The 21,420-nt window shown below is 72.4% G+C and carries 27 protein-coding genes; 11 read left to right on the plus strand and 16 right to left on the minus strand.

Translation table 11 applies throughout. The features are described 5' to 3' along the window. Nucleotides 1-34: 34 nt before the first annotated feature. Nucleotides 35-913, plus strand: a complete 879-nt coding sequence (locus tag ITJ64_RS04410) for a neutral zinc metallopeptidase (protein WP_194679524.1) — start codon at nt 35-37, stop codon at nt 911-913. A gap of 123 nt (nt 914-1,036) precedes the next feature. After that, nucleotides 1,037-1,438: a tryptophan synthase subunit alpha gene (locus ITJ64_RS04415; RefSeq protein ID WP_228508068.1), complete on the plus strand. Its 402-nt coding sequence runs from the start codon at nt 1,037-1,039 to the stop codon at nt 1,436-1,438. Nucleotides 1,439-1,457: 19 nt separating this feature from the next. On the opposite strand, the gene ITJ64_RS04420 is transcribed toward ITJ64_RS04415, so the two are convergent. Together ITJ64_RS04420 and ITJ64_RS04425 are read right to left on the minus strand one after the other, a co-directional pair. Beyond that, the gene (locus ITJ64_RS04420) at nt 1,458-1,745 is read right to left on the minus strand and encodes a hypothetical protein (RefSeq protein WP_194679525.1); all 288 of its coding nucleotides are present in this window, start codon (nt 1,743-1,745) and stop codon (nt 1,458-1,460) included. A gap of 136 nt (nt 1,746-1,881) precedes the next feature. Beyond that, the gene (locus ITJ64_RS04425) at nt 1,882-2,043 is read right to left on the minus strand and encodes a hypothetical protein (protein WP_194679526.1); all 162 of its coding nucleotides are present in this window, start codon (nt 2,041-2,043) and stop codon (nt 1,882-1,884) included. A gap of 108 nt (nt 2,044-2,151) precedes the next feature. Between ITJ64_RS04425 and ITJ64_RS04430 the strand changes: the two genes are divergently transcribed. Together ITJ64_RS04430 and ITJ64_RS04435 are read left to right on the plus strand one after the other, a co-directional pair. After that, on the plus strand, nt 2,152-2,709 hold the full coding sequence (locus ITJ64_RS04430) for a tetratricopeptide repeat protein (protein ID WP_194679527.1): 558 nt from the start codon (nt 2,152-2,154) through the stop codon (nt 2,707-2,709). Between the two features lie 84 nt (nt 2,710-2,793). Beyond that, nucleotides 2,794-3,096, plus strand: coding sequence for a hypothetical protein (locus ITJ64_RS04435; RefSeq protein ID WP_194679528.1), 303 nt, complete (start codon nt 2,794-2,796; stop codon nt 3,094-3,096). A 112-nt stretch (nt 3,097-3,208) separates the two neighbouring features. On the opposite strand, the gene ITJ64_RS04440 is transcribed toward ITJ64_RS04435, so the two are convergent. Beyond that, entirely contained in the window at nt 3,209-4,405 is a 1,197-nt protein-coding gene (locus ITJ64_RS04440) for an LLM class flavin-dependent oxidoreductase (RefSeq protein ID WP_194679529.1), read from the minus strand. A 156-nt stretch (nt 4,406-4,561) separates the two neighbouring features. On the opposite strand from ITJ64_RS04440, the gene ITJ64_RS04445 reads away from it, so the two are divergent. Both ITJ64_RS04445 and ITJ64_RS04450 read left to right on the plus strand, forming a co-directional pair. Next, a complete protein-coding gene (locus ITJ64_RS04445; RefSeq protein WP_194679530.1) occupies nt 4,562-4,861 on the plus strand; it encodes a helix-turn-helix domain-containing protein in 300 nt (99 codons plus the stop codon). Next, nucleotides 4,861-6,099 (plus strand): type II toxin-antitoxin system HipA family toxin, encoded by a 1,239-nt coding sequence (locus ITJ64_RS04450; RefSeq protein WP_194679531.1) that lies wholly within the window; start codon nt 4,861-4,863, stop codon nt 6,097-6,099. The genes ITJ64_RS04445 and ITJ64_RS04450 overlap by 1 nt, the downstream gene beginning before the upstream one ends. Nucleotides 6,100-6,109: 10 nt before the next feature. Here ITJ64_RS04450 and ITJ64_RS04455 read toward each other — a convergent pair whose 3' ends face one another. The 7 genes from ITJ64_RS04455 to ITJ64_RS04485 all read right to left on the minus strand — a co-directional run bounded on the left by ITJ64_RS04455 (nt 6,110) and on the right by ITJ64_RS04485 (nt 11,771). Continuing rightward, nucleotides 6,110-6,751, minus strand: a complete 642-nt coding sequence (locus tag ITJ64_RS04455; protein WP_194679532.1) for a GNAT family N-acetyltransferase — start codon at nt 6,749-6,751, stop codon at nt 6,110-6,112. Nucleotides 6,752-6,773: 22 nt separating this feature from the next. Beyond that, nucleotides 6,774-7,754, minus strand: a complete 981-nt coding sequence (locus ITJ64_RS04460) for an alpha/beta fold hydrolase (protein WP_194679533.1) — start codon at nt 7,752-7,754, stop codon at nt 6,774-6,776. A gap of 11 nt (nt 7,755-7,765) precedes the next feature. After that, the gene (locus ITJ64_RS04465) at nt 7,766-8,056 is read right to left on the minus strand and encodes a hypothetical protein (RefSeq protein WP_194679534.1); all 291 of its coding nucleotides are present in this window, start codon (nt 8,054-8,056) and stop codon (nt 7,766-7,768) included. A gap of 75 nt (nt 8,057-8,131) precedes the next feature. Next, on the minus strand, nt 8,132-8,950 hold the full coding sequence (locus tag ITJ64_RS04470) for a carbohydrate ABC transporter permease (protein WP_228507662.1): 819 nt from the start codon (nt 8,948-8,950) through the stop codon (nt 8,132-8,134). An 11-nt stretch (nt 8,951-8,961) separates the two neighbouring features. Further along, nucleotides 8,962-9,939, minus strand: coding sequence for a carbohydrate ABC transporter permease (locus ITJ64_RS04475; RefSeq protein ID WP_194679536.1), 978 nt, complete (start codon nt 9,937-9,939; stop codon nt 8,962-8,964). Beyond that, a complete protein-coding gene (locus ITJ64_RS04480) occupies nt 9,929-11,326 on the minus strand; it encodes an ABC transporter substrate-binding protein (RefSeq protein ID WP_228507667.1) in 1,398 nt (465 codons plus the stop codon). Before ITJ64_RS04480 ends, ITJ64_RS04475 begins: the two co-directional genes overlap by 11 nt. Nucleotides 11,327-11,525: 199 nt before the next feature. Next, on the minus strand, nt 11,526-11,771 hold the full coding sequence (locus tag ITJ64_RS04485) for a hypothetical protein (RefSeq protein WP_173183037.1): 246 nt from the start codon (nt 11,769-11,771) through the stop codon (nt 11,526-11,528). A 22-nt stretch (nt 11,772-11,793) separates the two neighbouring features. On the opposite strand from ITJ64_RS04485, the gene ITJ64_RS04490 reads away from it, so the two are divergent. Continuing rightward, nucleotides 11,794-12,249 carry a MarR family winged helix-turn-helix transcriptional regulator gene (locus tag ITJ64_RS04490; RefSeq protein WP_194679537.1) on the plus strand — a complete coding sequence of 152 codons (456 nt, stop codon included), beginning with the start codon at nt 11,794-11,796 and terminating at the stop codon, nt 12,247-12,249. A gap of 16 nt (nt 12,250-12,265) precedes the next feature. On the opposite strand, the gene ITJ64_RS04495 is transcribed toward ITJ64_RS04490, so the two are convergent. The 3 genes from ITJ64_RS04495 to ITJ64_RS04505 form a co-directional block, all read right to left on the minus strand. Then, nucleotides 12,266-13,495 carry a kynureninase gene (locus ITJ64_RS04495; RefSeq protein ID WP_194679538.1) on the minus strand — a complete coding sequence of 410 codons (1,230 nt, stop codon included), beginning with the start codon at nt 13,493-13,495 and terminating at the stop codon, nt 12,266-12,268. Nucleotides 13,496-13,541: 46 nt separating this feature from the next. After that, nucleotides 13,542-14,456 (minus strand): cation diffusion facilitator family transporter, encoded by a 915-nt coding sequence (locus ITJ64_RS04500; protein ID WP_194679539.1) that lies wholly within the window; start codon nt 14,454-14,456, stop codon nt 13,542-13,544. A gap of 72 nt (nt 14,457-14,528) precedes the next feature. Then, nucleotides 14,529-14,804 carry a hypothetical protein gene (locus ITJ64_RS04505; protein ID WP_194679540.1) on the minus strand — a complete coding sequence of 92 codons (276 nt, stop codon included), beginning with the start codon at nt 14,802-14,804 and terminating at the stop codon, nt 14,529-14,531. 168 nt (nt 14,805-14,972) lie between these two features. Between ITJ64_RS04505 and ITJ64_RS04510 the strand changes: the two genes are divergently transcribed. From ITJ64_RS04510 to ITJ64_RS04525, 4 genes are all read left to right on the plus strand, one after another. Further along, the gene (locus ITJ64_RS04510) at nt 14,973-15,965 is read left to right on the plus strand and encodes an APC family permease (RefSeq protein WP_194679541.1); all 993 of its coding nucleotides are present in this window, start codon (nt 14,973-14,975) and stop codon (nt 15,963-15,965) included. 147 nt (nt 15,966-16,112) lie between these two features. Further along, the gene (locus ITJ64_RS04515; protein WP_194679542.1) at nt 16,113-17,522 is read left to right on the plus strand and encodes an L-serine ammonia-lyase; all 1,410 of its coding nucleotides are present in this window, start codon (nt 16,113-16,115) and stop codon (nt 17,520-17,522) included. A gap of 71 nt (nt 17,523-17,593) precedes the next feature. Further along, on the plus strand, nt 17,594-18,169 hold the full coding sequence (locus ITJ64_RS04520) for a hypothetical protein (RefSeq protein ID WP_194679543.1): 576 nt from the start codon (nt 17,594-17,596) through the stop codon (nt 18,167-18,169). A gap of 105 nt (nt 18,170-18,274) precedes the next feature. Next, complete coding sequence (locus ITJ64_RS04525; protein ID WP_194679544.1) at nt 18,275-18,700, plus strand: hypothetical protein; 426 nt, start codon at nt 18,275-18,277, stop codon at nt 18,698-18,700. 27 nt (nt 18,701-18,727) lie between these two features. Here the strand turns inward: ITJ64_RS04525 and ITJ64_RS04530 are convergent, their stop codons facing one another. The 3 genes from ITJ64_RS04530 to ITJ64_RS04540 all read right to left on the minus strand — a co-directional run bounded on the left by ITJ64_RS04530 (nt 18,728) and on the right by ITJ64_RS04540 (nt 21,420). Next, on the minus strand, nt 18,728-19,963 hold the full coding sequence (locus ITJ64_RS04530) for a hypothetical protein (protein WP_194679545.1): 1,236 nt from the start codon (nt 19,961-19,963) through the stop codon (nt 18,728-18,730). A gap of 217 nt (nt 19,964-20,180) precedes the next feature. Beyond that, nucleotides 20,181-20,462, minus strand: coding sequence for a hypothetical protein (locus ITJ64_RS04535; protein WP_194679546.1), 282 nt, complete (start codon nt 20,460-20,462; stop codon nt 20,181-20,183). A 4-nt stretch (nt 20,463-20,466) separates the two neighbouring features. After that, complete coding sequence (locus ITJ64_RS04540; protein WP_194679547.1) at nt 20,467-21,420, minus strand: Asp23/Gls24 family envelope stress response protein; 954 nt, start codon at nt 21,418-21,420, stop codon at nt 20,467-20,469.

Genomic DNA, 21,420 nt, shown 5'->3' on the forward strand with positions numbered 1-21,420 from the left:
AGCCCGGATGCCCGTTCCGCAGTACATTCAGCACATGACATTCGACCCGAACGCGAAGATCGACTCCGGCAAGGTCTCGAAGCGGGGTCGAGGGGTGGCCATCGGTGGCGGCAGCGCCGTGGTCGTGCTGGGGCTGTTCCTGCTGTCGCAGCTCACGGGCGTCGACCTCACGGGGCTCGTCGGCGGGGGCACCGGCGGCTCGGACAGCTCGCAGGACCAGACCGTCGCGTGCGAGACCGGGGCCGACGCGAACGCCAGCACCGACTGCCTGATCACCGGCGCGGCGACCTCGCTCGACGTGTACTGGACGGATGCGACCGCCCAGGTGGGGGCCGAGTACCGGGCGCCGGGTGACATCATCCTGTTCGAGCAGTCGACGAACACCGGCTGCGGCCAGGCCACCAGTGCGGTCGGCCCGTTCTACTGCCCGCCCGACGAGCAGATCTACCTCGACACGGGCTTCTTCGACGAGCTGCGCACGCAGTTCGGGGCGAGCGGCGGCACGCTGTCGCAGATGTACGTGATCGCGCACGAGTGGGGGCACCACATCCAGAACCTGACCGGCGTGCTCGCGTCGGAGAACTCGGGCGACACGGGGCCCGCCTCGGCGTCGGTGCGCACCGAGCTGCAGGCCGACTGCTACGCCGGATCGTGGGTAGGTGCCGCGTCGACGATCGCCGACGCCGACGGCACGACGTTCCTCGAGCCGGTCACCGACGCCCAGATCGCGGATGCGCTGAACGCCGCCTCGGTGATCGGCGACGACCGCATCCAGGAGAAGAGCAGCGGGCAGGTGAACCCGGAGGCGTGGACGCACGGGTCGAGCGAGTCGCGGCAGAAGTGGTTCTCGGCGGGGCTGGCGGGCGGGCCGACGGCCTGCGACACCTTCGGGGTCGACGCGTCGCAGCTCTGACCGGTGGCCCGACTCGCGTCGACGCTGCTCGATCGGCTTCCGCGCGGTTCGAGGCCGCCGCTCGGCTCCTGTCGTGAGCGATGCTCCGGTTGGGCGGGTGTCGGGGGTGCCGCTTAGGCTCTTCTGGTGAGCTACGACGAGCATCTTCCCCGGGGGCGCGCCAGTCTCGAGGTGCTGCGCGCCGAGGCGGCCGACGAGCTCGCCACCATCGTGCAGGAGCGGCTGCTCTCGGGCGAAGACCCGTGGGACTTCATGGACGAGCTGCCCTCGGTCGACGAACTCGTGGTCTACCTGCTGCGCGCCGACAACATCGCGTCCAACGGCGGTCGGCGACCGTCGTCGGCCCGCAACTACCGGGTGCTCCGTCAGATCGCGCTCGACCACCCCGACCTGACGCCCGCGGTCTGGCGGCTCATCGGCGACAAAGACGCTCCCGACTGGGCCCCCGGCCCCGGCCGCAACGGCTCGATCTCCCGCCCCGGCGCTCCCGACACCGCCGAGTCGTCCGACCGTCGCGCCGGCTGAGAGCGGCTAGCGGGAGCAGCTAGCGGGAGCGGCCGAACGACGTGAGGCGCTGCCAGAGGGAGGGGCGGACGGGCTGCTCGGCGACGCCGCCGAGGTCTTGCACCTGCACGTGCGCCGTGACGCGGATGGCCGGCGCCTCGGCCGCGGGGCCCGCCGGCATGGGCGTGGGGCCCGTGCTCAGCCCGCCGGACAGCGAGGGGCGGCCCTCGGCGACCCAGTCGAGGTAGGCGGCGTAGGGGTCGTTCGGATCGGGAGCGACCGCGGTGGCGCCGACACCTTCGCCGCGCCGGTAGTGCTTGGTGCCCATCTCGCCTCCCCTGGGGAAAATCGTCGTCGCTTACGGGAAGTTTCGCACGATGCGCCGCGATTCGTTATCGCTTCGTTGCGGCTTGACTTCTCTGCGGGGCTGTGTCGCCGCGGGGTGCGGCGACAGGGGGCGGCGATCAGGCCGAGAGGCGCAGGGGCTCCTCGACCAGTTCGTCGAACGAGAGCGTCACACCGTCGCCGCGGCAGTCGCGGCAGTGGCTGAACTCGTCGTCGTGGAGGCTCTGCACGGGGTCGGCCCCCGAGCCGTCGCAGCGTTCGCAGATGTCGAAATCGTTCATGCCGACATTGTGCGCCGCACCACCGACATCGGCGGCAGCCACGCCGGTCGGGCGCGCTTCACCCAGCCCGCTCCCGGCGGGCTCCGAGCCGGGTGCGAGACTTGAGCGATGAGCACGACGGATGCACGCTGGCAGTCCCGGGTCGACGATCTCTGGGCCCGTTTCGACGACTACGACCCCGAGGCGTTCGTGGCCGAGCTCGAGCGCGTCACGGCGGAGGGCGCCGACGACGTGCCCCGCGCCGTCGTCGAGTTCGAGCGTGCCGGCGGCTTCGACTCGGTCGGGCGCACCGAGGAGGCCGTGCCGCTCTACCGCGCGGCGCTGGCCGCCGGATCCGACGGCGGGGAGCCGGCACTCGACGCGTGGCGACGTCGGCAGGCCACGGTTCAGCTGGCGAGTTCGCTCCGCGCTCTCGGGCGGGCCGAGGAGGCGGTGGCGCTGCTCGAGGCGGAGGCCGCGCATCCGATCGCCGGAGACGACGAGAACGCCCGCGAGGCCGGGAAGCTGCAGGATGCGGTGCTCGCCTTCCTCGCGCTCGCCCTGGCCGACACGGGCCGGGAGCGCGAGGCCGTGGGGGTCGCACTCGGCGCACTGGCGCCGCACGTGCCGCGGTACCGCCGCTCGCTCACGAACTACGCCGCCGCGCTGCGCGGGCCCGCCGATTGACGCCCCGCGAGCGCTGACGGCGGCGGTGATGGGGAGTTCTCCCCATGGTGGGCTCCGCTCGGGCGCGCCTACGCTCGGAGCCTGATGACGAAGCACACCCCGCAGCACGCAACGGCCGAGAACGACGCGGCCTTCGACGACCTGCTCTGGGAGTTCGACGTCACCCGCGAGCGGGCCGACCTCGAGCGCGCATCCGCGACCGCCCCGCCCGAACCCGCGGTGGCGCGGCGGGGGCCCGTCGCGCCGAAGGGCACCTCGTTCGCGCGGCCCGAGCTCAGGACGCGCTGGCAGCGGTTCCGGGGCAACCTCGGCGTGCGCATCCTGAGCTGGGTGCTGCTCGTCGGCGGCACCGCGACCCTCGTCGCCCTGGCGGTCGCCCAGCGCTGACGCCTCTGTACGCTCCGGACGAAGAAACGGGCCCTCCGCGACCACTATGGCGGCGAGGGCCCGTTTCTTAGTCAGGAGCGTACGGCGAGCGAGCGCCGGGGCACCTCGCGGCTCAGAGGCCGAAGGCGGCCCCCGTGTGGGCGCCCGCGGCGGCGGGGGTGCGGTCGTCCTCGGCAGTGGAGCCGGTCCAGTGGTCCTCACCGGCGACGTGACCCTCGCCCGCAGCACCCGCGGCCCGGGCCGCGGCGACGCGCTCGGCGTGCGACGGCGGGTTGCTCGGCACGCCGGCGGGGCGCTGGGAGTCGTTGATCTCGCGGAGGGCGGGCACGATGTCCTCGGCGAGGATGTCGATCTGCTCGAGCACCGTCTTCAGGGGAAGGCCGGCGTGGTCGATCAGGAACATCTGGCGCTGGTAGTCGCCGACGTGGTCGCGCATGGTGGCGTACCGGTCGATGATCTGCTGCGGCGACCCGACGGTGAGCGGGGTCTGCTCCGTGAAGTCCTCCATCGAGGGGCCGTGGCCGTAGACGGGGGCGTTGTCGAAGTAGGGGCGGAACTCGTCGATGGCGTCCTGCGAGTTCTTGCGGGCGAAGAACTGCCCGCCGAGGCCCACGATCGCCTGGTCGGCGCGGCCGTGTCCGTAGTGCTCGAAGCGGCTGCGGTAGAGCGACACCATCTGCTCGGTGTGCTGAATCGGCCAGAAGATGTTGTTGTGGAAGAAGCCGTCGCCGTAATAGGCGGCCTGCTCGGCGATCTGCGGGCTGCGGATGCTGCCGTGCCAGACGAACGGCGGCACACCGTCGAGCGGGCGGGGCGTGGCGGTGAAGCCCTGCAAGGGGGTGCGGAACTTGCCCTCCCAGTCCACGACCTCCTCCTCCCAGAGGCGGCGGAGCAGCGCGTAGTTCTCGATGGCGAGCGGGACGCCCGCGCGGATGTCCTTGCCGAACCAGGGGTAGACCGGCCCGGTGTTGCCGCGGCCCATCATGAGGTCCATGCGGCCGTTCGAGATGACCTGGAGCATCGCGTAGTCCTCGGCGATCTTCACCGGGTCGTTCGTGGTGATCAGGGTCGTCGAGGTCGACAGGACGATGTTCTCGGTCGTGCCCGCGAGGTAGCCCAGCATGGTGGTGGGCGAGGAGGCGACGAACGGCGGGTTGTGGTGCTCGCCGGTGGCGAAGACGTCCAGGCCCGCCTGGTCGGCGTGCTGGGCGATGGTCAGGATGGCGCGAGTGCGCTCGGTGTCATCCGGGGTACGGCCCGTCGTGGGGTCGGTGGTGACGTCGCTGACGGTGAAGATTCCGAACTGCATGGCTGCGACCCTTTCTCAGATCAATGCGTTTGCATGTATCTCGTACAACGCACCACCCCGGTAGGTATTCCCATGCTCGCGACACGACGTGATAGTGTCGCAGATTGACGACGCAAAAAAGTTTTGCGTCGCAGATCACACACCGGAGGTGCCGCAATGAGCAGGCCGGTTCCTCTGCGCGTCAGTCAGTCGGCCGCTGAGATCGGCGAGAACCTCGCCGCGTGGCGAAAGCTGCAGTCGATCACCTCGGCCCAGCTGGCCGAGCGCGCCGGCATCTCCCGTTCCACCCTCTCGAAGCTCGAGCACGGCGACCCGGGTGTCGGCTTCGGCGCCGTGCTCGCGGTGTCGCGCGCTCTCGGTGTGCTCGATGCGCTGGTGCAGGCGACCGATCCCTACCGCACCGATCTCGGACGAGCCCGCGCCGACGAGGCGCTGCCCACCCGGGTGCGGCCCTGATGCGCATCCTCGCCGAGCTCGACGAGGGCGGCACGACGCGACCGGTGGGCGAGCTCTTCTCCACGGTTCGGCGCCGCACGGTCGTCGCGTCGTTCGGCTACGACCGCGGCTACCTCGCCGATCCCTCGGCCTACCCGATCGAACCCGCGCTCCCCCTGCACGCCGGGTCACAGGCGCTCGCCGCCCCGCTGCCGCGGGCTTTCGCCGACGCCGCCCCCGACCGGTGGGGCCGCGCCCTGATCGCGAAGCGGCTGCGCGCCGAGGCGGCTGCCGCCGGCGAGGTCGTGGGCATGATCGACGACCGCGACTACCTGCTCGGCGTGGGTGACGCGACCCGGCACGGCGCCCTGCGGTTCCGCACCGCGCCCGACGGCCCGTTCGAGCATCCGGCCGACACCGTGCCCAAGCTGATCGCGCTGCCCGAGCTGATGCGGGCGGCCGACCGCGTGGCCCGCGACGAGCCCGGCGACCTCGCCGCCGTGAAGCTGCTGCTCGACGCCGGCACCGGGTCACTCGGCGGGGCCCGCCCGAAGGCCTCGGTGCGCGACGGTGAGCGCCTTCTGATCGCGAAGTTCCCCCACCCCGGCGACGAGTGGGACGTGATCGCCTGGGAGAGCGTCGCCCTCGAACTCGCCGGGAAGGCCGGGATCGACGTGCCGGTGACCCAGCACCTCGAGCTCGACGGCCGCAGCGTGCTGCTTCTCGAGCGCTTCGACCGGGCGGGCACCGAGCGGGTCGGCTACATCTCCGCGATGACGATGCTCGAGACGGGCGACGGCGAGCCGCGCGACTACCTCGAGATCGCCGAGGCCCTGGCCGCGCAGAGCGCTCGTGCCACGGCCGACCTCCGCCAGCTGTGGCGGCGCATCGCGTTCTCGATCGCTCTGCACAACACCGACGACCATCTGCGCAACCACGGCTTCCTGCGCGCCCGCGGCGGCTGGACGCTGTCGCCCGCGTTCGACATCAACCCCGAACCGGCCCTCGCCGCCCAGCGGGTGACGTCGGTCGGCGGCGCGTCGACTCCGGATGCCGAGCTGCGCACCCTCCTCGACTACGCGCCCTCCTTCGACCTCGACTCGACCGGGGCGCGGGCCGTTCTGCGGGAGGTCGCGGACGCGGCCCGCGCGTGGCGCACTGTCGCGAAGCGGCACCGCATCGCGCGGGGCGAGCTCGACCGCTTCGCGCCGACCCTCGGCGTCACGGTCGAGCTGGTCGCCGCCGCGGGCGGAGCCTGAGCGCACAGCGTCACCCGAGGAGGGCCGCCAGGGCCGCCGGCGGGGCCGTGATCGCGACGGGCCACGACGGCCGCACGAAGTCGGCCGCCGCGAGGCGGAGGCGCTGCTCGGTGGCACGTTCGCCCGGGCGCGGGCTCGCGAAGGCGAAACCGTTCGGGTGGTAGCCGAGCTTGCGCGAGACCGCGAGCGAGGGCTCGTTCCAGTCGAAGGCGCCCGAGTCGGCGTAGTCGGCGCCGAGGGTGTCGAAGGCGAAGGTCAGCACCGCCTGCCGCATCTCGGTGCCGAGCCCCTGGCCCTGCGCCGAGCGGGTGAGCCACGACCCCGTCGACACCGTGCGCAGGATGCCGAAGTCGTCGGCCTCGAGATCCTGCACGCCGATCGGATGCCCGTCCCGCAGCACCGCGAAGTTCAGCCCCCACGCGTCCGGCCGCAGCTCGGCGCGGCGCCGCCACTGGAACTGCGCCAGCGAGCGGCGGAGCGTCGCGGGCTCCTCCTCGCTCCAGGGCCGCATGAAGGGCATCCGCTCGCCGTGGATGCCCGCAAGCGCCGCATCGGCGAGACCCGGCAGGTCGTCGTCGCGCACGACCCGCAGCACCAGCCGCGGCGTCTCGAGGCGGAGGGCGAACAGGGGCCACACGTCGTCGATGCTCATGACCACAAGAGTAGAAGACGCGTCAGCGCTCGCCCTGCTCCTCCGCCATCGCCTCGGCGTGCTCGCTCTTGCCCTCGGCGATCAGCCGGTCGTCGCGCCGCAGCACGCCGACGAACTCGCGCAGGCGCCCGCCGAGGGCCTTGAGCGCGAGCGCCGGGCTCGTGTGGGTCGGCTCCGGCGTCTCGGCCGCCTCGTGCGACATGCGGTTGAGCAGGCCGTCGGTGTCGCGGGGCGCCCGCGCGAACTCGACGCAGAGCCGGGCGACGCCCTCGGCGTGCTGGTGCATCACCGAGTGGGCGGCGCCGCCGATCTCCCAGGTCGAGGCGAACGGGATGCGCGTGGCCGCCCACTCGGCGAAGGCCTCCGAGACCACGGCGTCGTGCTGCCCGCGCACGATCAGGGTGGCGGCCCGGATGCGCGGGAAGCGGTCCTCGATGCGGAACCGCATCATCGCCGGCAGCACGCGCAGGAACCACTTCGGCCCGCAGGTCAGGTACGAGCCGACGGCGAGCAGCTTCACCTTGACGGGCTCGTGCCAGGCGGCGTGCAGGAAGCGGAACGCCAGCGTCGGCAGCCGCCGCGCCGAGGGGTCGACGACGGGGCTGATCAGCACCACCGTCGTGATGTCCGGCCGCCGGGCCGCGACCTCGGCGACCATCTGGGTGCCCATCGAGTGCCCGACCAGCACGGGGTCGTGGAGGTCGAGCTCGTCGATCACGGCCTCGACGAGGTCGGCGTACTGCTCGATGCTCATCGCGGCGGGCGGATGCGGGACCCCGCCGAATCCGGGCAGGTCGAGGGCGTGCACCGGGCCGAACTCGTTCAGGTTCGGGGCGAGGCGCTCGAAGTAGGTGGCGGCGACGCCGAGGCCGGCCACGAGCACGAAGGCGCGGCCGCCGGGCGAACCGATGGTCGAGACGCGCGTGTAGACGTCGCCGCGCTCGACGCGCCGCACCTCGATCGAGGTGTTCGGCTCGTTCGGGTCCCCTCCTCGCTCCACCATCCGCGTGCGGCTCAGCCGCCGGCGCTCGGCACGTCGGAGGTCGGGTCGGCGATCTCGGGGTCGAACTCGTTCAGGTGGCCGCGCACGACCTGCTCCCAGTCGGTGCCCTCGAGGTTGCCGGCCGTGCCGTCAGGCAGGCTCGTCGTGTAGACGGGCTCGCCCTCTTCGCCGGCGGAGGACTTCACGACGAGGTGGCCAAGGACCGTTCCCGCCCGGGTGATGGCCCACTCTGTCGGACCGCCGCTGAGCGCATAGCTCGAGCCGCGGTGCTCGATGGTGGTGTCGGTCAGTTCGAGTGCCATTCCCTCACCGTATGCCGGGCACCCGTGTGCCGCACGGGAGCGGCCGACGGGGAGCGCCGGCCGCGCATCCGCTCGTCAGCCCTTCAGGCCCGAGGTGCTGATGCCGCTGACGAACTGCTTCTGACCGAGGAAGAACAGGATGATCATCGGCACGGTCGTGATGACCGACGCCGTGACGATGATCTCCCAGTGCCACTCGCCGCCGAAGCCGTAGGCGTCGACCAGCGACTTGAGGCCTCGGGGGATCGTGAAGGTCGAGGTGTCGCGGAGGTAGATCAGGCCGCGCATGAGGTCGGTCCAGGCGGCCTGCGCCTCGAACAGGAACGTCACCACGAGCGCCGGCTTGCAGAGCGGCAGGGCGATGCGCCAGAACATGCCGACGTGGCCGGCGCCGTCGATGCGGGCCGCGTCGAAGTAGTCGCGGGGCACGCCGAGGAAGAACTGCCGCAGCAGGAAGATGTAGAACGCGCTGCCGAACAGGTTGCCCGCCCAGAGCGGCACGAGCGTGCCGACGGCGCCGAGCGAGTTCCAGATCAGGAACGTCGGGATCATCGTCACCGCCCCGGGCAGCATCATCGAGCCGAGCACGAAGGCGAACAGCACGCCCCTTCCGCGGAAGCGGTAGTACGAGAAGCCCCACGCCACGAGCGCGCTGGAGAGCGTCACCGCGGTCGCGGCCAGCACCGTGACGAGCACCGTGTTCAGCAGCCACAGCGCCATCGGCGCCTCCTGCCACACGGTGAGGTAGTTCTCGAGCGTGAAGGTCTTGGGGATGAGCGCGTTGTCGAACACCTCGCCGCGCGGCTTGAACGAGGCGCTGACGAGCCAGACGAAGGGGTAGAGGAACACCACCGAGACCACGACGAGGGCGATGCCCAGGGGTAGGCCGCGCATCCGCCGCCGGTTCATCGATCGCCCCCCTCGTAGTAGACGACCTTCCGCGAGACGACGAACTGCACGGCCGTGATCGCCATGATGATCACGAACAGCAGCCAGGCGAGCGCCGAGGCGTAGCCCATGTGCAGGAACTCGAAGGCCTGCTGGAACAGGTAGATCACGTAGAACAGGGCGGCGTCGTTGCTGTAGGTCGTGTTGCCGCCGCCGAAGAACGCCGTGTAGACCTCGTCGAAGGTCTGCAGGGCGTTGATCGTGTTGATGATCACGATGAAGAACAGCGCCGGGCTGATCAGCGGCACGGTCACGCGCCAGGTGACCTGCAGGCCGTTGGCGCCGTCGAGGCGGGCGGCCTCGAGCACGTCCTCGGGCACGCTGCGGAGGGCGGCGAGCAGGATGATCACCGACGAGCCGACCGTCCAGAGACTCATCAGGATGAGGCCGGGCTTGACCCACGCGGGGTCGGTCGTCCAGGCAGGCCCGTCGATGCCCACCAGCCCGAGTGCGCCGTTGACCAGGCCGTTCTGGCCGTTGAAGAGCAGGAGGAACAGCACGCCGACGGCCACGGGCGGGGTCATCTTCGGCAGGAAGAACACGGTCCTGAAGAATCCGGATGCGCGCCCGGCACGATCCAGGAGCACCGCCAGCACCAGCGAGACGATCACGTACGCGGGGATCTGCAGCACCGCGTAGAAGAGGGTGTTGCCGAGCGCGAGCGCGACCTTCGGGTCGGCGAAGAGCTGGGCGTAGTTGTCGAGGCCGACGAACGACGGATCGTTGATGACGTCGTAGTCGGTGAGGGAGAGGTAGCCGCTGTAGATCAGGGGCCAGAGGGTGAAGACGGCGAAGCCGACGATCCAGGGCGAGAGGAAGGCGAGGGCGGCGAGGAGGTTGCGGCGCCGCGCCCGCCTCAGGCTCGGGCGGACCGGGGCGGTCTCCCGGGACGACCGCCGTGAGCGCGCCGGGCGGACCGCCGTGTCACTCGCCATCCAGCGTCGCCCAGGCCTTGTCGAGCGCCTTCTGGGCCTCGTCCTGCGCCTGGCCGAGCGCCTCCTGCGGCTCCTGCTGGCCGTTCAGCACGCGGTTGACCGCGTCCTGCCAGACCGACTTGAACTCGGCGTCGGCCGGGTTCGCCGGCAGCGAGAAGGTGTGGTCGTTGGCCTCGTACATCGCGGTCACGCCCGAGTCCCAGGGCTCGCCGCCCGAGGTGACCATCGCGCGGATCGCCTCGTCGGCCTCGACGTTCGCCGTGAGGATGCCGGTGAACGGCTTGCCCTCGTCCTGCCGGGCGGCGAGCCGGGCATCCGCCGCCGCCTGCCAGGCGTCCACGCTCGTCATCACGCGCGCCCAGCGGCAGGCCGCCGCGGTGTTCTCGCTGCCGGCCGGGATGGCCCAGGCCGAGCCGCTGGCGTAGGCGAGGGGCTGGCCCTGGCGGTCGCGCACGGTGTCGAAGACGAGCGGGGCGTCGGGCGAGACGTCGTTCAGCACGTTGAGGTACCACTGCTCCATCGGCATGGCGCCGAGCGCGTTCGTGGCGAACTGGTTGCCCGAGCCGAAGAAGTCGGCCGAGTCGCGCACGGCCTTGACCGAGCTGAAGCCGCCCTGGGCGTCGTAGATGCCGACCGCCCATTCGAGCGCGTCGACGACGGCGGGGTCGTCGAGCTCGGCGGTGCGGCCGTCCTCGGAGATGAGGTCGGCGCCGTTCGCCTTGGCCCAGAGCGGCAGGAACTCGGGCAGCTTGCTGTCGTAGCCGATCACGGGCGGGTTCGCGTCGGGCTTCGCGAGGGCAGCGCTGGCCGCGGTGACGGCGGCGGGGTCGCTGCCGTTCACGTCGTCGAGGGTGAGGCCGGTGGCGTCCAGCAGGTCGCCGTTCGCCATCGTGATCTGGATGCCGTTGAACTCGGGGATGCCGTAGATCTCGTCGCCGAAGGTCACCTGCGCGATCGCGGTGTCGCGGTACTGGCCGGTGTCGATGCCCTCGCCGGCGATGCAGGCGTCGAGCGGCAGCAGGGCGCCGCGGGCGGCGAGCGAGCCGATCTGGTCGCGATTCGCGTAGAGCAGCTCGGGCGGCTGGCCCGAGGCGACGGAGGAGAGGAACTGCTGGATGTCGAGGTCGCCCTCGATCAGCTCGACGTCGACGTCGACGTCGCTGCCGAGCTCCTCCTTCGTCGGGTCGAGGCGGGAGGTGGCGACCTCGTCGCTCGCGCCGAAGCCCATCACGGTCAGCTTTCCGGTCAGGGCCGCCGAGGAGTCATAGTCGGTGTCGTCCTGCGTGGCGGATCCGCCCGTGCCGACGGCGCAGCCGCCGAGCCCCAGTGCGATCCCCAGGACGACCGCGGAGGCGGTCATCGTCGTGGCCGTGCGTGCGCTGTCCATGGTCACCCTCGTGCTGCCCGCGCGGGTCTCTCGCGCGTCGTGGTTCGCGGCGCGACCGGTCGCGCCGGGTTCCGACACCGGAACCGAAAATCACGCTGGAACCGCTTCTCGAAGCGACAAGGGGCTTGACAGCCCCACCCCCGTTTGGGCATATTCCGCTGCTCGGCGCGCGGGGCGGCGGCCTGGCCGGCGGCCGGGATCAGGCGGGGCAGTGGAGTTGGGTGCGTTCGCCCGTGCGGTCGATGGTGTGGTCGGCCATGAGGTTGCCGCAGAGGGGGCAGCGGGGGTCGGCTGGGGGCACGTAGGGCGCCTCGGGGCGGCCGATGCCGACCTGGGCCGGGCCCGTGAAGGTGAAGACGATGCGGTTCAGGCGGTTCACGAAGCCGGGCTTGCCGTCGAAGGGGTTCATCGGGTTCGGCTCGCGCGGGGCCTTCTTTCGTGCCATAACGATTAGTATACTAACGATTATGACGACCGGCACCGATCTGCTCGCCCTCGACCGGCAGCTCTGCTACGCGCTCGCGGTCGCGTCCCGCTCCGTGATCGGGGTCTACAAGCCGATCCTCGAGCCGTTGGGGCTGACGCATCCGCAGTACCTCGTGATGCTGGCGCTCTGGGAGCGGGAGCCGCGCTCGCTCGGCGAGCTCGCCACCGCGCTGCGGCTCGAGCCGGCGACGCTCTCGCCGCTGGTGAAGCGGCTCGAGGCGGCCGGGCTGGTGACGCGGGCCCGGTCGGCCAGCGACGAGCGGCAGCTCGCGGTGCAGCTGACGGCGGATGGGCGTCGGCTGCGCGAGCAGGCCGAGCACGTGCCGCCGCAGGTGATCGAGGCGCTCGGCGTCGACGTCTCGGAGCTGCTCGAGCTGCAGGCCCGGCTGACCGCGATCATCGAGCGGATCGCGCCGGTGCCGGCCACCGCATCCTGAAGGCAGTAAATCGCGATCAGGCGCGGATGCACTCCGCGATCACGCCGAGCCCGTCGGCCACCTCGGCGAACGAGGTGCTGAGGGGCGACAGCCCGATGCGGATGCCCCCGGGCGCCCGGTAGTCGGGCAGGACGTCGCGCTGCCACGCCCGGGCGACGACGGCCTGAGCATCCGGATGCCCGAGCGTCACGTGGCCCCCGCGCCGCGACGGGTCGCGCGGTGACGCCAGCGTGAGGCCGAGGCCGGCGAGCTCGCCGTCGAGCGCATCGACGACCATCTCGGTGAGGGCGACCGACTTGGCCCGCACCGCCGGCATGCCCGCGCGCTCGATCAGGTCGAGCATGTCGAGCATCGGCTGCATGCCGAGGATCGACGGCGTGCCGCTGAGCACGCGCCGGATGCCGGCCGCCGGCTCGTAGTGCTCGCCCATCGCGAACGGGTCGGCCGCGCCCATCCAGCCCGTGATCGGCTGACGCAGCTCGGGCTGCAGCCCGGCCCGCACGTAGGCGAACGCGGGGGCGCCCGGGCCACCGTTGAGGTACTTGTAGGTGCAGCCGACGGCGAGGTCGACGCCCCAGCGGTCGAGCTCGGTCGGCACCGAGCCGACGGAGTGGCAGACGTCCCAGAGCACGAGTGCGCCGACGTCGTGGGCGAGGCGGGTGAGCGTCTCGACGTCGGCTAGGTGTCCCGAGCGGTACGAGACGTGGCTGAGCAGCAGCAGCGCGGTGCGCTCGGTGACCAGCTCCTCGATCTGCGTGGGCTCGGGGCCGCCGTCGCGGGGCACCGGGATCCAGCGCACGCTGAGGCCGCACTCGCGCGCGATGCTCTCGACCAGGAAGCGGTCGGTCGGGAAGTCGTCGTCGTCGATCGCGATCTCGTCGCGGCCGGGGCGGGCGGCGACCGCGGCCCGGATGAGCTTGTAGAGCAGCACCGTCGTCGAGTCGCCGACGACGACCTGGCCGGGCGCGGCGCCGAGGGTGAGGGCGCCGATCCGGTCGCCGACCTGCTCGGGGGCGGCCATCCACTGCTCGTCCCAGCCGCGGATGAGTCGGCCGCCCCAGGCGTCGAGGAGTGCCGCCATCCGCTCCTTCGTGGCGGCGACGGGCCGGCCGAGGGAGTTGCCGTCGAAGTAGGCGTGCACGCCGGGGTCGGCGACGAACTCGTCGCGGAAGGGCGCGAGCGCGTCGGCGGCGTCGAGCTCGGCGGCGCGCGCGGCGAGCACCGGCAGGCTGGTGGAGGCGGTCATCCCCCCATGCTCGCAGACGCGAGCCCCGTCACGGCCGGGCGCGGCCTCAGGCGGCGAAGTCGAGGGAGGGCTCGTCGCTGACCGCGAGGGTGAGCACGGCCTTGCCGATCAGGTCGTCGCGCTCGAGGTCGGTCTCGAGGCGGCGGAGCTGGGCGGCCACGCCGTCCTCGTTCTGGTCGCCGACCAGGTCGACGGCGGCCACCAGGAACAGCTTGCCGGGCCCCGAGAACTCGAGGTACAGCGAGGTGACGCGCTGGATCTCGGGGTGCGCGAGGAGCATCCGCCCCGTCTCGGCCCGGTACGAGCCGCTCGGCCCGGCCCCGAGCAGATAGCGCCGGTTGCGGCTGATCAGCAGCAGCGCCACCCCGCCGAGCAGCAGCCCGATCAGGATGGAGCCGATCGCGTCCCAGACCGGGTCGCCCGTCGCCTGGTGCAGGCCGATGCCGCCGGCGGCGATGACGAGGCCGAGGAGGGCCGCGGTGTCCTCGAAGAAGACCGAGCGCAGCGTCGTGTTCGAGCCGTTCACGACGTAGTCGAAGAAGCCGCGCCCGTACTGCTGCGCCGCCTTCCGCCCCTGCAGCACCGACTGCGTCAGCGAGAAGCCCTCGAGCACGAAGGCCACCGCGAGCACGATGTAGTTGAGCGTGTAGTCCTCGACCGCCTCGGGCGCCGCCAGGCTCTGGATGCCGTGGTAGACCGACACCACGGCCCCCACCGTGAAGATGCCGAAGGCGGCGAACAGCGAGAAGATGTAGGCGTCCCGGCCGTAGCCGAGCGGATGCGCGGGGTCCTGCTTCTTCTCCGCCCGCCGGTCGGCGATCAGCAGGAAGATCTCGTTGCCCGCATCCGCCCACGAGTGGGCCGCCTCGGCGAGCATCGACGCCGAACCGGTGAGCGCGGCGACGACCGACTTGGCGGCGGCCACGAGGATGTTGGCGAGGAACGCGATGACGACGGTCATGCGAGCGACGCTACGCCCGCGCGGCCGCGGCCGGTGTCACTCGGGCCGGTGCCGCCGCGGCCGCTGCCGCCGCTACGGCTTCGCCTGCAGGTACCCCGCGCCCCGCAGCATGCGGCGCAGGTCGAGCACCATCTGCTCGTCGACGTCCTTGTGCCGGGGCTTGGTGAGCACGATGCGCTCGTCGCCGAGCTTCACGATGTACTTGCCGTCGTGCTCCTCGCGCACGTCGGCGATCTCCTCGAGCATTCCGATCACGTCGTTCCATTCGAGGTTGTGCGTCGTGGGGTGGTGGCCGATGTGCTCGAGGGTGGTGCGGTGGTGCTGGCTGACGTGATCGATGCCGGACATCGGTGGCCCCTTTCGTTGGTGAACGGATGCCCGTGGGCACGCGCATCCGTTCGACAACCTAGCCGCGCACCCGCCGTCGGGCCCCCGTCATCTGTCGCAAGATGCCTCGACGCGGGGCCGGCGGCAAGGGGGGCGGCGGCCGGACGGGTCGGGGGTACGGTGTGCGCCATGACGAGCGAGACACGCGAGACCGCCCCGAGCGGCACCCAGGACGGCGACGGCGACACCCCGCTGCGCAAGAGGATCACGGGGCCGCTGCTGTTCCTGTTCATCCTCGGCGACGAGTCGGTCAAGAGCAACGTCGTGATGACCGTGATCGAGGTCTCGGGGCTCGTGATCGTGGTGGTCGTCGTGGGCGTGATGCTCAGCGGCGGGGGCGGCGACGTGTCACGCCTCGGGCAGTTCCCGGCCGACGCCTCGCCGGCGCTCGCGGTGCTCGGCGGCGCGATCGTGGCCTACTACTCCTTCGTCGGCTTCGAGACCTCGGCGAACGTGGCCGAGGAGGTGCGCCGGCCCTCGAAGGTCTACCCGAAGGCTCTGTTCGGGGCGCTGATCACGGCGGGCGCGGTGTACGTGCTGGTCGGGGTCGCCTCCTCGATCGCGCTGCCGGCCGACGAGCTCGGCGAGTCGTCGGGGCCGCTGCTGGCGGTCGTCGCGGCGAGCGGGGTGCCGATCCCGAACTGGCTGTTCAGCCTGATCGCCCTGATCGCGGTGGCCAACGGGGCGCTGCTGACGATGATCATGACCAGCCGGCTGAGCTACGGCATGGCGTCGGAGGGGCTGCTGCCGAGCCCGCTCGCGAAGGTGCTGCCGAAGCGCCGCACGCCCTGGGTCGCGATCGTCTGCACCACGATCGTGGCGATGCTGCTGACCCTCGTCGGCGACCTCGAGACGCTCGCCTCGGCGGTCGTGCTGCTGCTGCTGTTCTCGTTCATCAGCACGAACGTGGCGGTGCTGGTGCTGCGGCGCGACACGGTCTCGCACGACCATTTCCGCGTCTGGACGGTCGTGCCCGTGCTCGGGGTGCTCTCGTGCATCCTGCTGCTGACCCAGCAGGAACCGATCGTGTGGGCCTTCGGGGGCGGGTTCCTGGTGCTGGGCGTGGTGCTGTACTTCGCGACCCTGCTCGGTCGACGGATGCGCGACCGCCGCCGCGCCTGACGGCACCCGCGCGGCCCGGGTCGGCCTCGGGCGGCCGGCCTTGATCGGCGGTGGGCGCGCGGGTACAGTCGAACGACTCCGCGCCCGCCCACCCCGCGCGGCCGGAGCTCCCGGCACACGACGCCGGGCACGAAGGAGCAGTGCGCGATGACCGGATCATCCACGGCGACGCCGCCACGACTGGCCGGTGTCTTCGACCTCTTCACGATCGGTCTCGGGCCCTCGAGCTCGCACACCGTCGGCCCGATGCGCGCCGCGAACGCGTTCGCCGACTCCCTCTCCCCCGCCGTGCTGGCCGTTACCGCCGAGGTGCGCGTGACGCTCTTCGGGTCGCTCGCGGCGACCGGGTCGGGGCACGGCACGTTCGGCGCCATCCAGCTCGGGCTCGAAGGGCTGCGGCCCGAGACGACGCTGCCGTCCGAGGCCGAGGAGCGGCTCGCCGCGATCGGCGCCTCGGGGCTCGTACAGCTGGGCGGGCAGTACTCGGTGCGGTGCGCCGTGGGCGACTTCGTGCTGCGGCCGCTGACGATCGCGCCGCGGCATCCGAACGCGCTCACGCTCTCGGCCGTCGATGCGGCGGGCGCGGCGCTCGCGACCGAGACGTACTACTCGGTGGGGGGCGGGTTCGTGCTGCGCGAGGGCGACGACGAGGGCGCGATCGGGCGGGACGAGCATCCGGTGCCCCTGCCCTTCGCCACGGGCGACGAGCTGCTCGCGCGCTGCGACGGGACGGGGCTGTCGATCGCCGAGGTGGTGCGGCGGAACGAGCTGGCGACGCGCACGGCCTCGGCCCTCGACAACGGCCTCGTGGCGATCGAGCAGGCGATGGACGCGTGCTGGCGGAACGCCCTCACCCGCACCGGCGTGCTGCCGGGCGGGCTGAACGTGCGGCGGCGGGCCGGGGTGCTGCACGCGCACCTCGAGGTCGTCGACCCCGAGCGGCGGCCGGAGTTCTGGCAGGAGCGGGTGAACCTCGTGGCCCTGGCGGTGAACGAGGAGAACGCCTCGGGCGGGCGGGTCGTGACGGCGCCGACGAACGGGGCGGCGGGCATCATCCCGGCGGTGCTGTACTACGCGCTGCACTACACGCCGCGTTCGCAGGTTCAGGATGCGCACCGCGGCATCGTGACGGAGTTCCTGCTGACGGCGGCGGCCGTCGGGGCCCTCTACAAGAGCAACGCCTCGATCTCGGGCGCCGAGGTGGGATGCCAGGGCGAGGTCGGCTCGGCGTCGTCGATGGCGGCGGCGGGGCTCGCGGCGGTGCTCGGCGGAAGCCCGCGCCAGGTCGAGAACGCGGCCGAGATCGCGATGGAGCACAACCTCGGCCTCACCTGCGACCCGATCGGCGGGCTCGTGCAGGTGCCGTGCATCGAGCGCAACGCCCTCGCGGCTGCCAAGGCCGTGAACGCGGCGAAGATGGCGCTCTGGGGCGACGGCACGCACCACGTCTCGCTCGACCAGGTGATCGCGACGATGCGCGAGACCGGCGCCGACATGTCTAGCAAGTACAAGGAGACGGCGCGCGGGGGGCTCGCGGTGAACGTGCCGAACTGCTGAGGCTGCTGCCGCTGCGGCCTGCCCCGGTCGGGGGCGCGCGTGCGGGCGCGGGTGCTCCCTAGGCTGGCGCCATGGCCCTTCCCCGCACGCCCGTCGACCGCCGCACCGTGCTCGCCGGGGCGGCCTGGTCGGTGCCCGTCATCGCGGTCGCGCTCGGCGCCCCGGCGGCGGCCGCCAGCACCACGATCGACGTCGACTTCGCCTTCGTCCTCCTCCAGCTGAAAAGGTCGGACACCGTTGCCGGGGTCATCGCGATCACCAGCACCGGCACGGATGCGGTGCCCGACCAGGACGTCTCGGTGACCATCACCGGCCTCGACTCCCCGACGGACGGGACCTACCTCACCGAATTCGGGCCGGTGCTCAGCGGCGACGGCCTCGTCGACAAGGGCGACGGCACGCGGGTGCCGACCGTGAACAGCGCCTTCGTCGCCGTGGCCGATCCGGTCGGAGGAACACTGACCCTGACCGCCGATCGGTTCACCATCCCGTCCGGCGTCGTCTACCTCGCGGTGTTCTTCACCTGGCCCGCCACGAACCGCTATGTCGACGGCCTGGTGCTGGCAGGCTCCTTCACCATCACGCCGCCTTCGGGGCCTGCCCTCACCGGCACATTGAACCAGGTCACCCTGCTCGCACCGGCCTGACTGCTCGACCTGTCAAGCCCCTGAGCGCCGACGGCGATCGGGGCGACGGTTGACGCAGAGGGTGGCCGAGCAGCGGGCGCCGGCGCGGACACGCGAGGAGGCGCCATGCGCGAGCGCGAGACCGGGAGGCGCGGCACCGACCGGGGCGGCTGGCCGATGCTGGGCGCGTTCGTCGAGAGCACGGTCGGTGACCGGCTGGTGCTGACGTTCGCGCTGTCCGACGTGCTGCCGGCCGGGCGCGTGGAGGCCGTGGTGCTCGGCGTCGACGCGCTGCGCGACGGCGCGGGGCGGCGGGTGACGCTCTACGCGGTGTTCGAGCCGCAGTCGGTGCACGTCTTCAGCCGCTGCGGCGACCTGGAGCGGCGGCACGACGACGCCGAGGTCACCTATCCCGGCAGCGCCGTCTGCATCGCGCTCGACCTCCCCGGTCCCGAGCTCTGCCTCGAGAGCCAGCCCGAGGTGCGCGGTTTCGCGGTGATCGACGGGGTCACGCGGCAGGAGCACGCCCCGGTCACCCTGCTCCCGGCCTGACCCGTACGCTCCCGTCCTGACCCGTCGCTAGGCGCCGGCGCGGATCGCGATGCTCGGCGACTTGAAGCCGGTCGCGAGCACGGTCGGCCCGCCTCCGGCGGCGGCCACCTTCTGCACGTCGAGCGTGCCGCGGCTGCCGATGAAGACGTCTCCGGCGGCCGAGACGGTGACCGCCGACGGAAAGACGAGGTCGGAGGCGACGGTCGTCTGAACCCGGTCGGGCGTGACCCGGATGACGAAGCCGTACTGGGCGTCGGCGATGTAGACGTCCCCGGTGGGCGAGACGGCGATGGACGTCGGTGCGTCCAGCCCGCTGCCGATCGTCGTCTGCGCCCCGCCGTCCGCCGGGAGCCAGAGCACGCGGAACCGGCCGATCTCGGCGAGGTAGACGTCGCCCGCCGGCGAGACGGCGATCGCAGCCACATCGTCGAGCCCCGATGCGATCACGGTCTGCGTTCCGCCGTCGGCCGGGATCCGCACCGCCTCCCCGGTTCCGCTGTCGGCGACGTAGACGTCTCCGGACGCCGTGACCGCGACCCCGACGGGGCTCACGAAGCCGGCGCCGACGGTCGTCGGCCCCGAGCCGTCGGCGCCGAACCGCAGCACCCGGCTGTTGCGGGTGTCGGCCACGTAGAAGTCGCCCGCCGCCGTGACGGTGAAGCCGACGGGCCCGCCGGTGCCGGTGACGACGACCTGCTCGGCCCCACCCCCGCCCGGGATGCGCACGATGGTGTCCGTCGCCTGATCGGCGACGAAGACGTCGGGGATGGGGCCGTAGCCGAGCAGCGTCGAGACCTGGCCGCCCGCGGCGGTGGACACGCTCGTCACGATCTCGGCCTTCACCCCGCCCCGCACCTCGGCGGTGACCGTGTAGACGGCGCCCGCCACGAGCTGGTCGCTGGTGAGCACGAAGCCCGTGCCGAAGACCGCCGACGCCCAGACGCTCTCCCCCGTGCTGAGGACGGTCGCCGAGTCGCCGGCGTCGACCGGCTGCACCGCGACCCTGACCTGGGCGCGCGGGGCGAGGTCGGACGGCGTCGTGATCGTCAGCACCGCGGGGGTGCCGAAGGTGATGGCGGACGGCGTCCAGACCGCCGACAGCCGGGTCACCGGTGTGCTGGCGGCTGCGGCCGGCACGCCGACGGCCAGCGCGATGACCGGCGCGCTCCACGCGGCCCCCTGCAGCAGTTGTCGCCGGGAGACGCTCGAGCCGGCTGACAGGCCGGCCGGATGCTCGGACGGGGTGATCGCGCGCTCGCTCATGTGGTCCTCTCGAGACCGGCCCAGTCTGGACGAACCCGCCGCCAGGGGGAACAGCCGCTTCCGGACATGTCCGCTACCGGCCACGCCGCCCGCCCGCGCACCCGCGCACCCGCCCACGGCGGATGTCGGTACGGGAGGAGAATCGGGCACATGAGCCGCATGCGAGCCCGAAGGCCGCATTCTCCTCCCGTACCGACGAGGCGCGGGCGGGGTGGGGTCAGTCGCGCATCCGGCGGGCGAGGTGGGCGGCCACGGCTGAGACCACGATCGCGGCGACGATCTTGACGAGGGTCGGATGCTCGCGGTAGAGCTTCTCGGCCCGGTCCCACAGGGTGGCCGCCGTGTCGCTCGCGCGGTCGGCGGCGTCGCGGGCGTCGTCCGAGACCCGGTCGGCCGCGTCGCGGGCCTTCTCGGCCGCGGCGTCGGCGGTCTTGCGGGCGTTCTTCGCGAGGGTCTCCGCGGTGTCCTTCGCCAGTTCGGCGGCGTCGTTCGATGCCATGCTGCTACTCCTTCGTCGGGGTGGTGTCGGTGGTGGCCGCGGGCTCCGTGGTGGGCGCGGGCTCCGTGGTGGGCTCGGCCGGGTCGGGGGTGACGGCCTGCTTCACGGCGTCGGCGGCGTCGCGGGCTGCGTCGGCTGCGGCGTCCGCCGCGTCGCTCGCCGCAGCGGCGGCACGGCTGGCGGCGTCCGCGGCGTCCTCGGCGGCCTGGGCCGCGTCCGGCCCCGGAGCGGCATCGCCGGACCGGGCGCCGGCGTCGTCGGCACGGTCGGAAGCCGTCTCCCGGACGTGGTCCGCGGCGTCCGACGCGGAGTCGCGCACCGCGTCAGCCGCGTCCGACGCGGCGTTCCGGACGGTGTCGGCGGCGGTCGCCGCGCTGGAGCGGACGGTGGCCGCCGCGTCGGCCGCGCCGGAGCGGACGGTGGCCGCCGCGTCGGCCGCGCCGGAGCGGACGGTGGCCGCCGCGTCGGCCGCGCCCGAGCGCGCCGTGGCGACCGCGTCGGCGGTCGTCGCGGCCGCGGTCTCGACCGCGGGCTCGGTGTCGAAGGGGCCGTGCACGTCGGTGATCACGACGTCGATCGACGCCGGGTGCTCGTCGAGCTGGGCGACGGCGTGGGTGATCTGGGTGCGGGCCGTGTCGGCGACGTCGGTGACGTTGGCCGGGTACTCGACCACGAGCGAGACCGTGACGGCGAGTCCGGCGTCGCGTCGCGAGATCGAGACGCCCGGGTAGGCGCCCGATCCGGTGACCGAGCGGCGCACCGAGTCGACGGCCCGCCCGAAGGGGGTGCCGAGGCGGTGCACGCCGCTGACGCCGAGGGCCGTGTCGGCCACGGTGCGGGCCAGCACCTCCGCCGGGTCCGGGTTCGGGTCGGCGGGCGGTGGCACCTGACCGAGGTCGATCGGCTCGATGTGGCGACCGGCGGCGGCGGGGGTGGGAGTGTGGGTGGTGTTGCTCAT

This window comes from Herbiconiux sp. VKM Ac-1786 (assembly GCF_015350805.1).
In the GTDB taxonomy this organism is placed as follows: domain Bacteria; phylum Actinomycetota; class Actinomycetes; order Actinomycetales; family Microbacteriaceae; genus Herbiconiux.

Coding starts and splice junctions, on each gene's coding strand:
- ITJ64_RS04410 (WP_194679524.1), top strand. CDS start 35: ATGACATTCGACCCGAACGCGAAGATCGACTCCGGCAAGGTCTCGAAG.
- ITJ64_RS04420 (WP_194679525.1), bottom strand. CDS start 1,745: ATGGGCACCAAGCACTACCGGCGCGGCGAAGGTGTCGGCGCCACCGCG.
- ITJ64_RS04425 (WP_194679526.1), bottom strand. CDS start 2,043: ATGAACGATTTCGACATCTGCGAACGCTGCGACGGCTCGGGGGCCGAC.
- ITJ64_RS04430 (WP_194679527.1), top strand. CDS start 2,152: ATGAGCACGACGGATGCACGCTGGCAGTCCCGGGTCGACGATCTCTGG.
- ITJ64_RS04435 (WP_194679528.1), top strand. CDS start 2,794: ATGACGAAGCACACCCCGCAGCACGCAACGGCCGAGAACGACGCGGCC.
- ITJ64_RS04440 (WP_194679529.1), bottom strand. CDS start 4,405: ATGCAGTTCGGAATCTTCACCGTCAGCGACGTCACCACCGACCCCACG.
- ITJ64_RS04445 (WP_194679530.1), top strand. CDS start 4,562: ATGAGCAGGCCGGTTCCTCTGCGCGTCAGTCAGTCGGCCGCTGAGATC.
- ITJ64_RS04450 (WP_194679531.1), top strand. CDS start 4,861: ATGCGCATCCTCGCCGAGCTCGACGAGGGCGGCACGACGCGACCGGTG.
- ITJ64_RS04455 (WP_194679532.1), bottom strand. CDS start 6,751: ATGAGCATCGACGACGTGTGGCCCCTGTTCGCCCTCCGCCTCGAGACG.
- ITJ64_RS04460 (WP_194679533.1), bottom strand. CDS start 7,754: ATGGTGGAGCGAGGAGGGGACCCGAACGAGCCGAACACCTCGATCGAG.
- ITJ64_RS04465 (WP_194679534.1), bottom strand. CDS start 8,056: ATGGCACTCGAACTGACCGACACCACCATCGAGCACCGCGGCTCGAGC.
- ITJ64_RS04470 (WP_228507662.1), bottom strand. CDS start 8,950: ATGCGCGGCCTACCCCTGGGCATCGCCCTCGTCGTGGTCTCGGTGGTG.
- ITJ64_RS04475 (WP_194679536.1), bottom strand. CDS start 9,939: ATGGCGAGTGACACGGCGGTCCGCCCGGCGCGCTCACGGCGGTCGTCC.
- ITJ64_RS04480 (WP_228507667.1), bottom strand. CDS start 11,326: ATGGACAGCGCACGCACGGCCACGACGATGACCGCCTCCGCGGTCGTC.
- ITJ64_RS04485 (WP_173183037.1), bottom strand. CDS start 11,771: ATGGCACGAAAGAAGGCCCCGCGCGAGCCGAACCCGATGAACCCCTTC.
- ITJ64_RS04490 (WP_194679537.1), top strand. CDS start 11,794: ATGACGACCGGCACCGATCTGCTCGCCCTCGACCGGCAGCTCTGCTAC.
- ITJ64_RS04495 (WP_194679538.1), bottom strand. CDS start 13,495: ATGACCGCCTCCACCAGCCTGCCGGTGCTCGCCGCGCGCGCCGCCGAG.
- ITJ64_RS04500 (WP_194679539.1), bottom strand. CDS start 14,456: ATGACCGTCGTCATCGCGTTCCTCGCCAACATCCTCGTGGCCGCCGCC.
- ITJ64_RS04505 (WP_194679540.1), bottom strand. CDS start 14,804: ATGTCCGGCATCGATCACGTCAGCCAGCACCACCGCACCACCCTCGAG.
- ITJ64_RS04510 (WP_194679541.1), top strand. CDS start 14,973: ATGACGAGCGAGACACGCGAGACCGCCCCGAGCGGCACCCAGGACGGC.
- ITJ64_RS04515 (WP_194679542.1), top strand. CDS start 16,113: ATGACCGGATCATCCACGGCGACGCCGCCACGACTGGCCGGTGTCTTC.
- ITJ64_RS04520 (WP_194679543.1), top strand. CDS start 17,594: ATGGCCCTTCCCCGCACGCCCGTCGACCGCCGCACCGTGCTCGCCGGG.
- ITJ64_RS04525 (WP_194679544.1), top strand. CDS start 18,275: ATGCGCGAGCGCGAGACCGGGAGGCGCGGCACCGACCGGGGCGGCTGG.
- ITJ64_RS04530 (WP_194679545.1), bottom strand. CDS start 19,963: ATGAGCGAGCGCGCGATCACCCCGTCCGAGCATCCGGCCGGCCTGTCA.
- ITJ64_RS04535 (WP_194679546.1), bottom strand. CDS start 20,462: ATGGCATCGAACGACGCCGCCGAACTGGCGAAGGACACCGCGGAGACC.
- ITJ64_RS04540 (WP_194679547.1), bottom strand. CDS start 21,420: ATGAGCAACACCACCCACACTCCCACCCCCGCCGCCGCCGGTCGCCAC.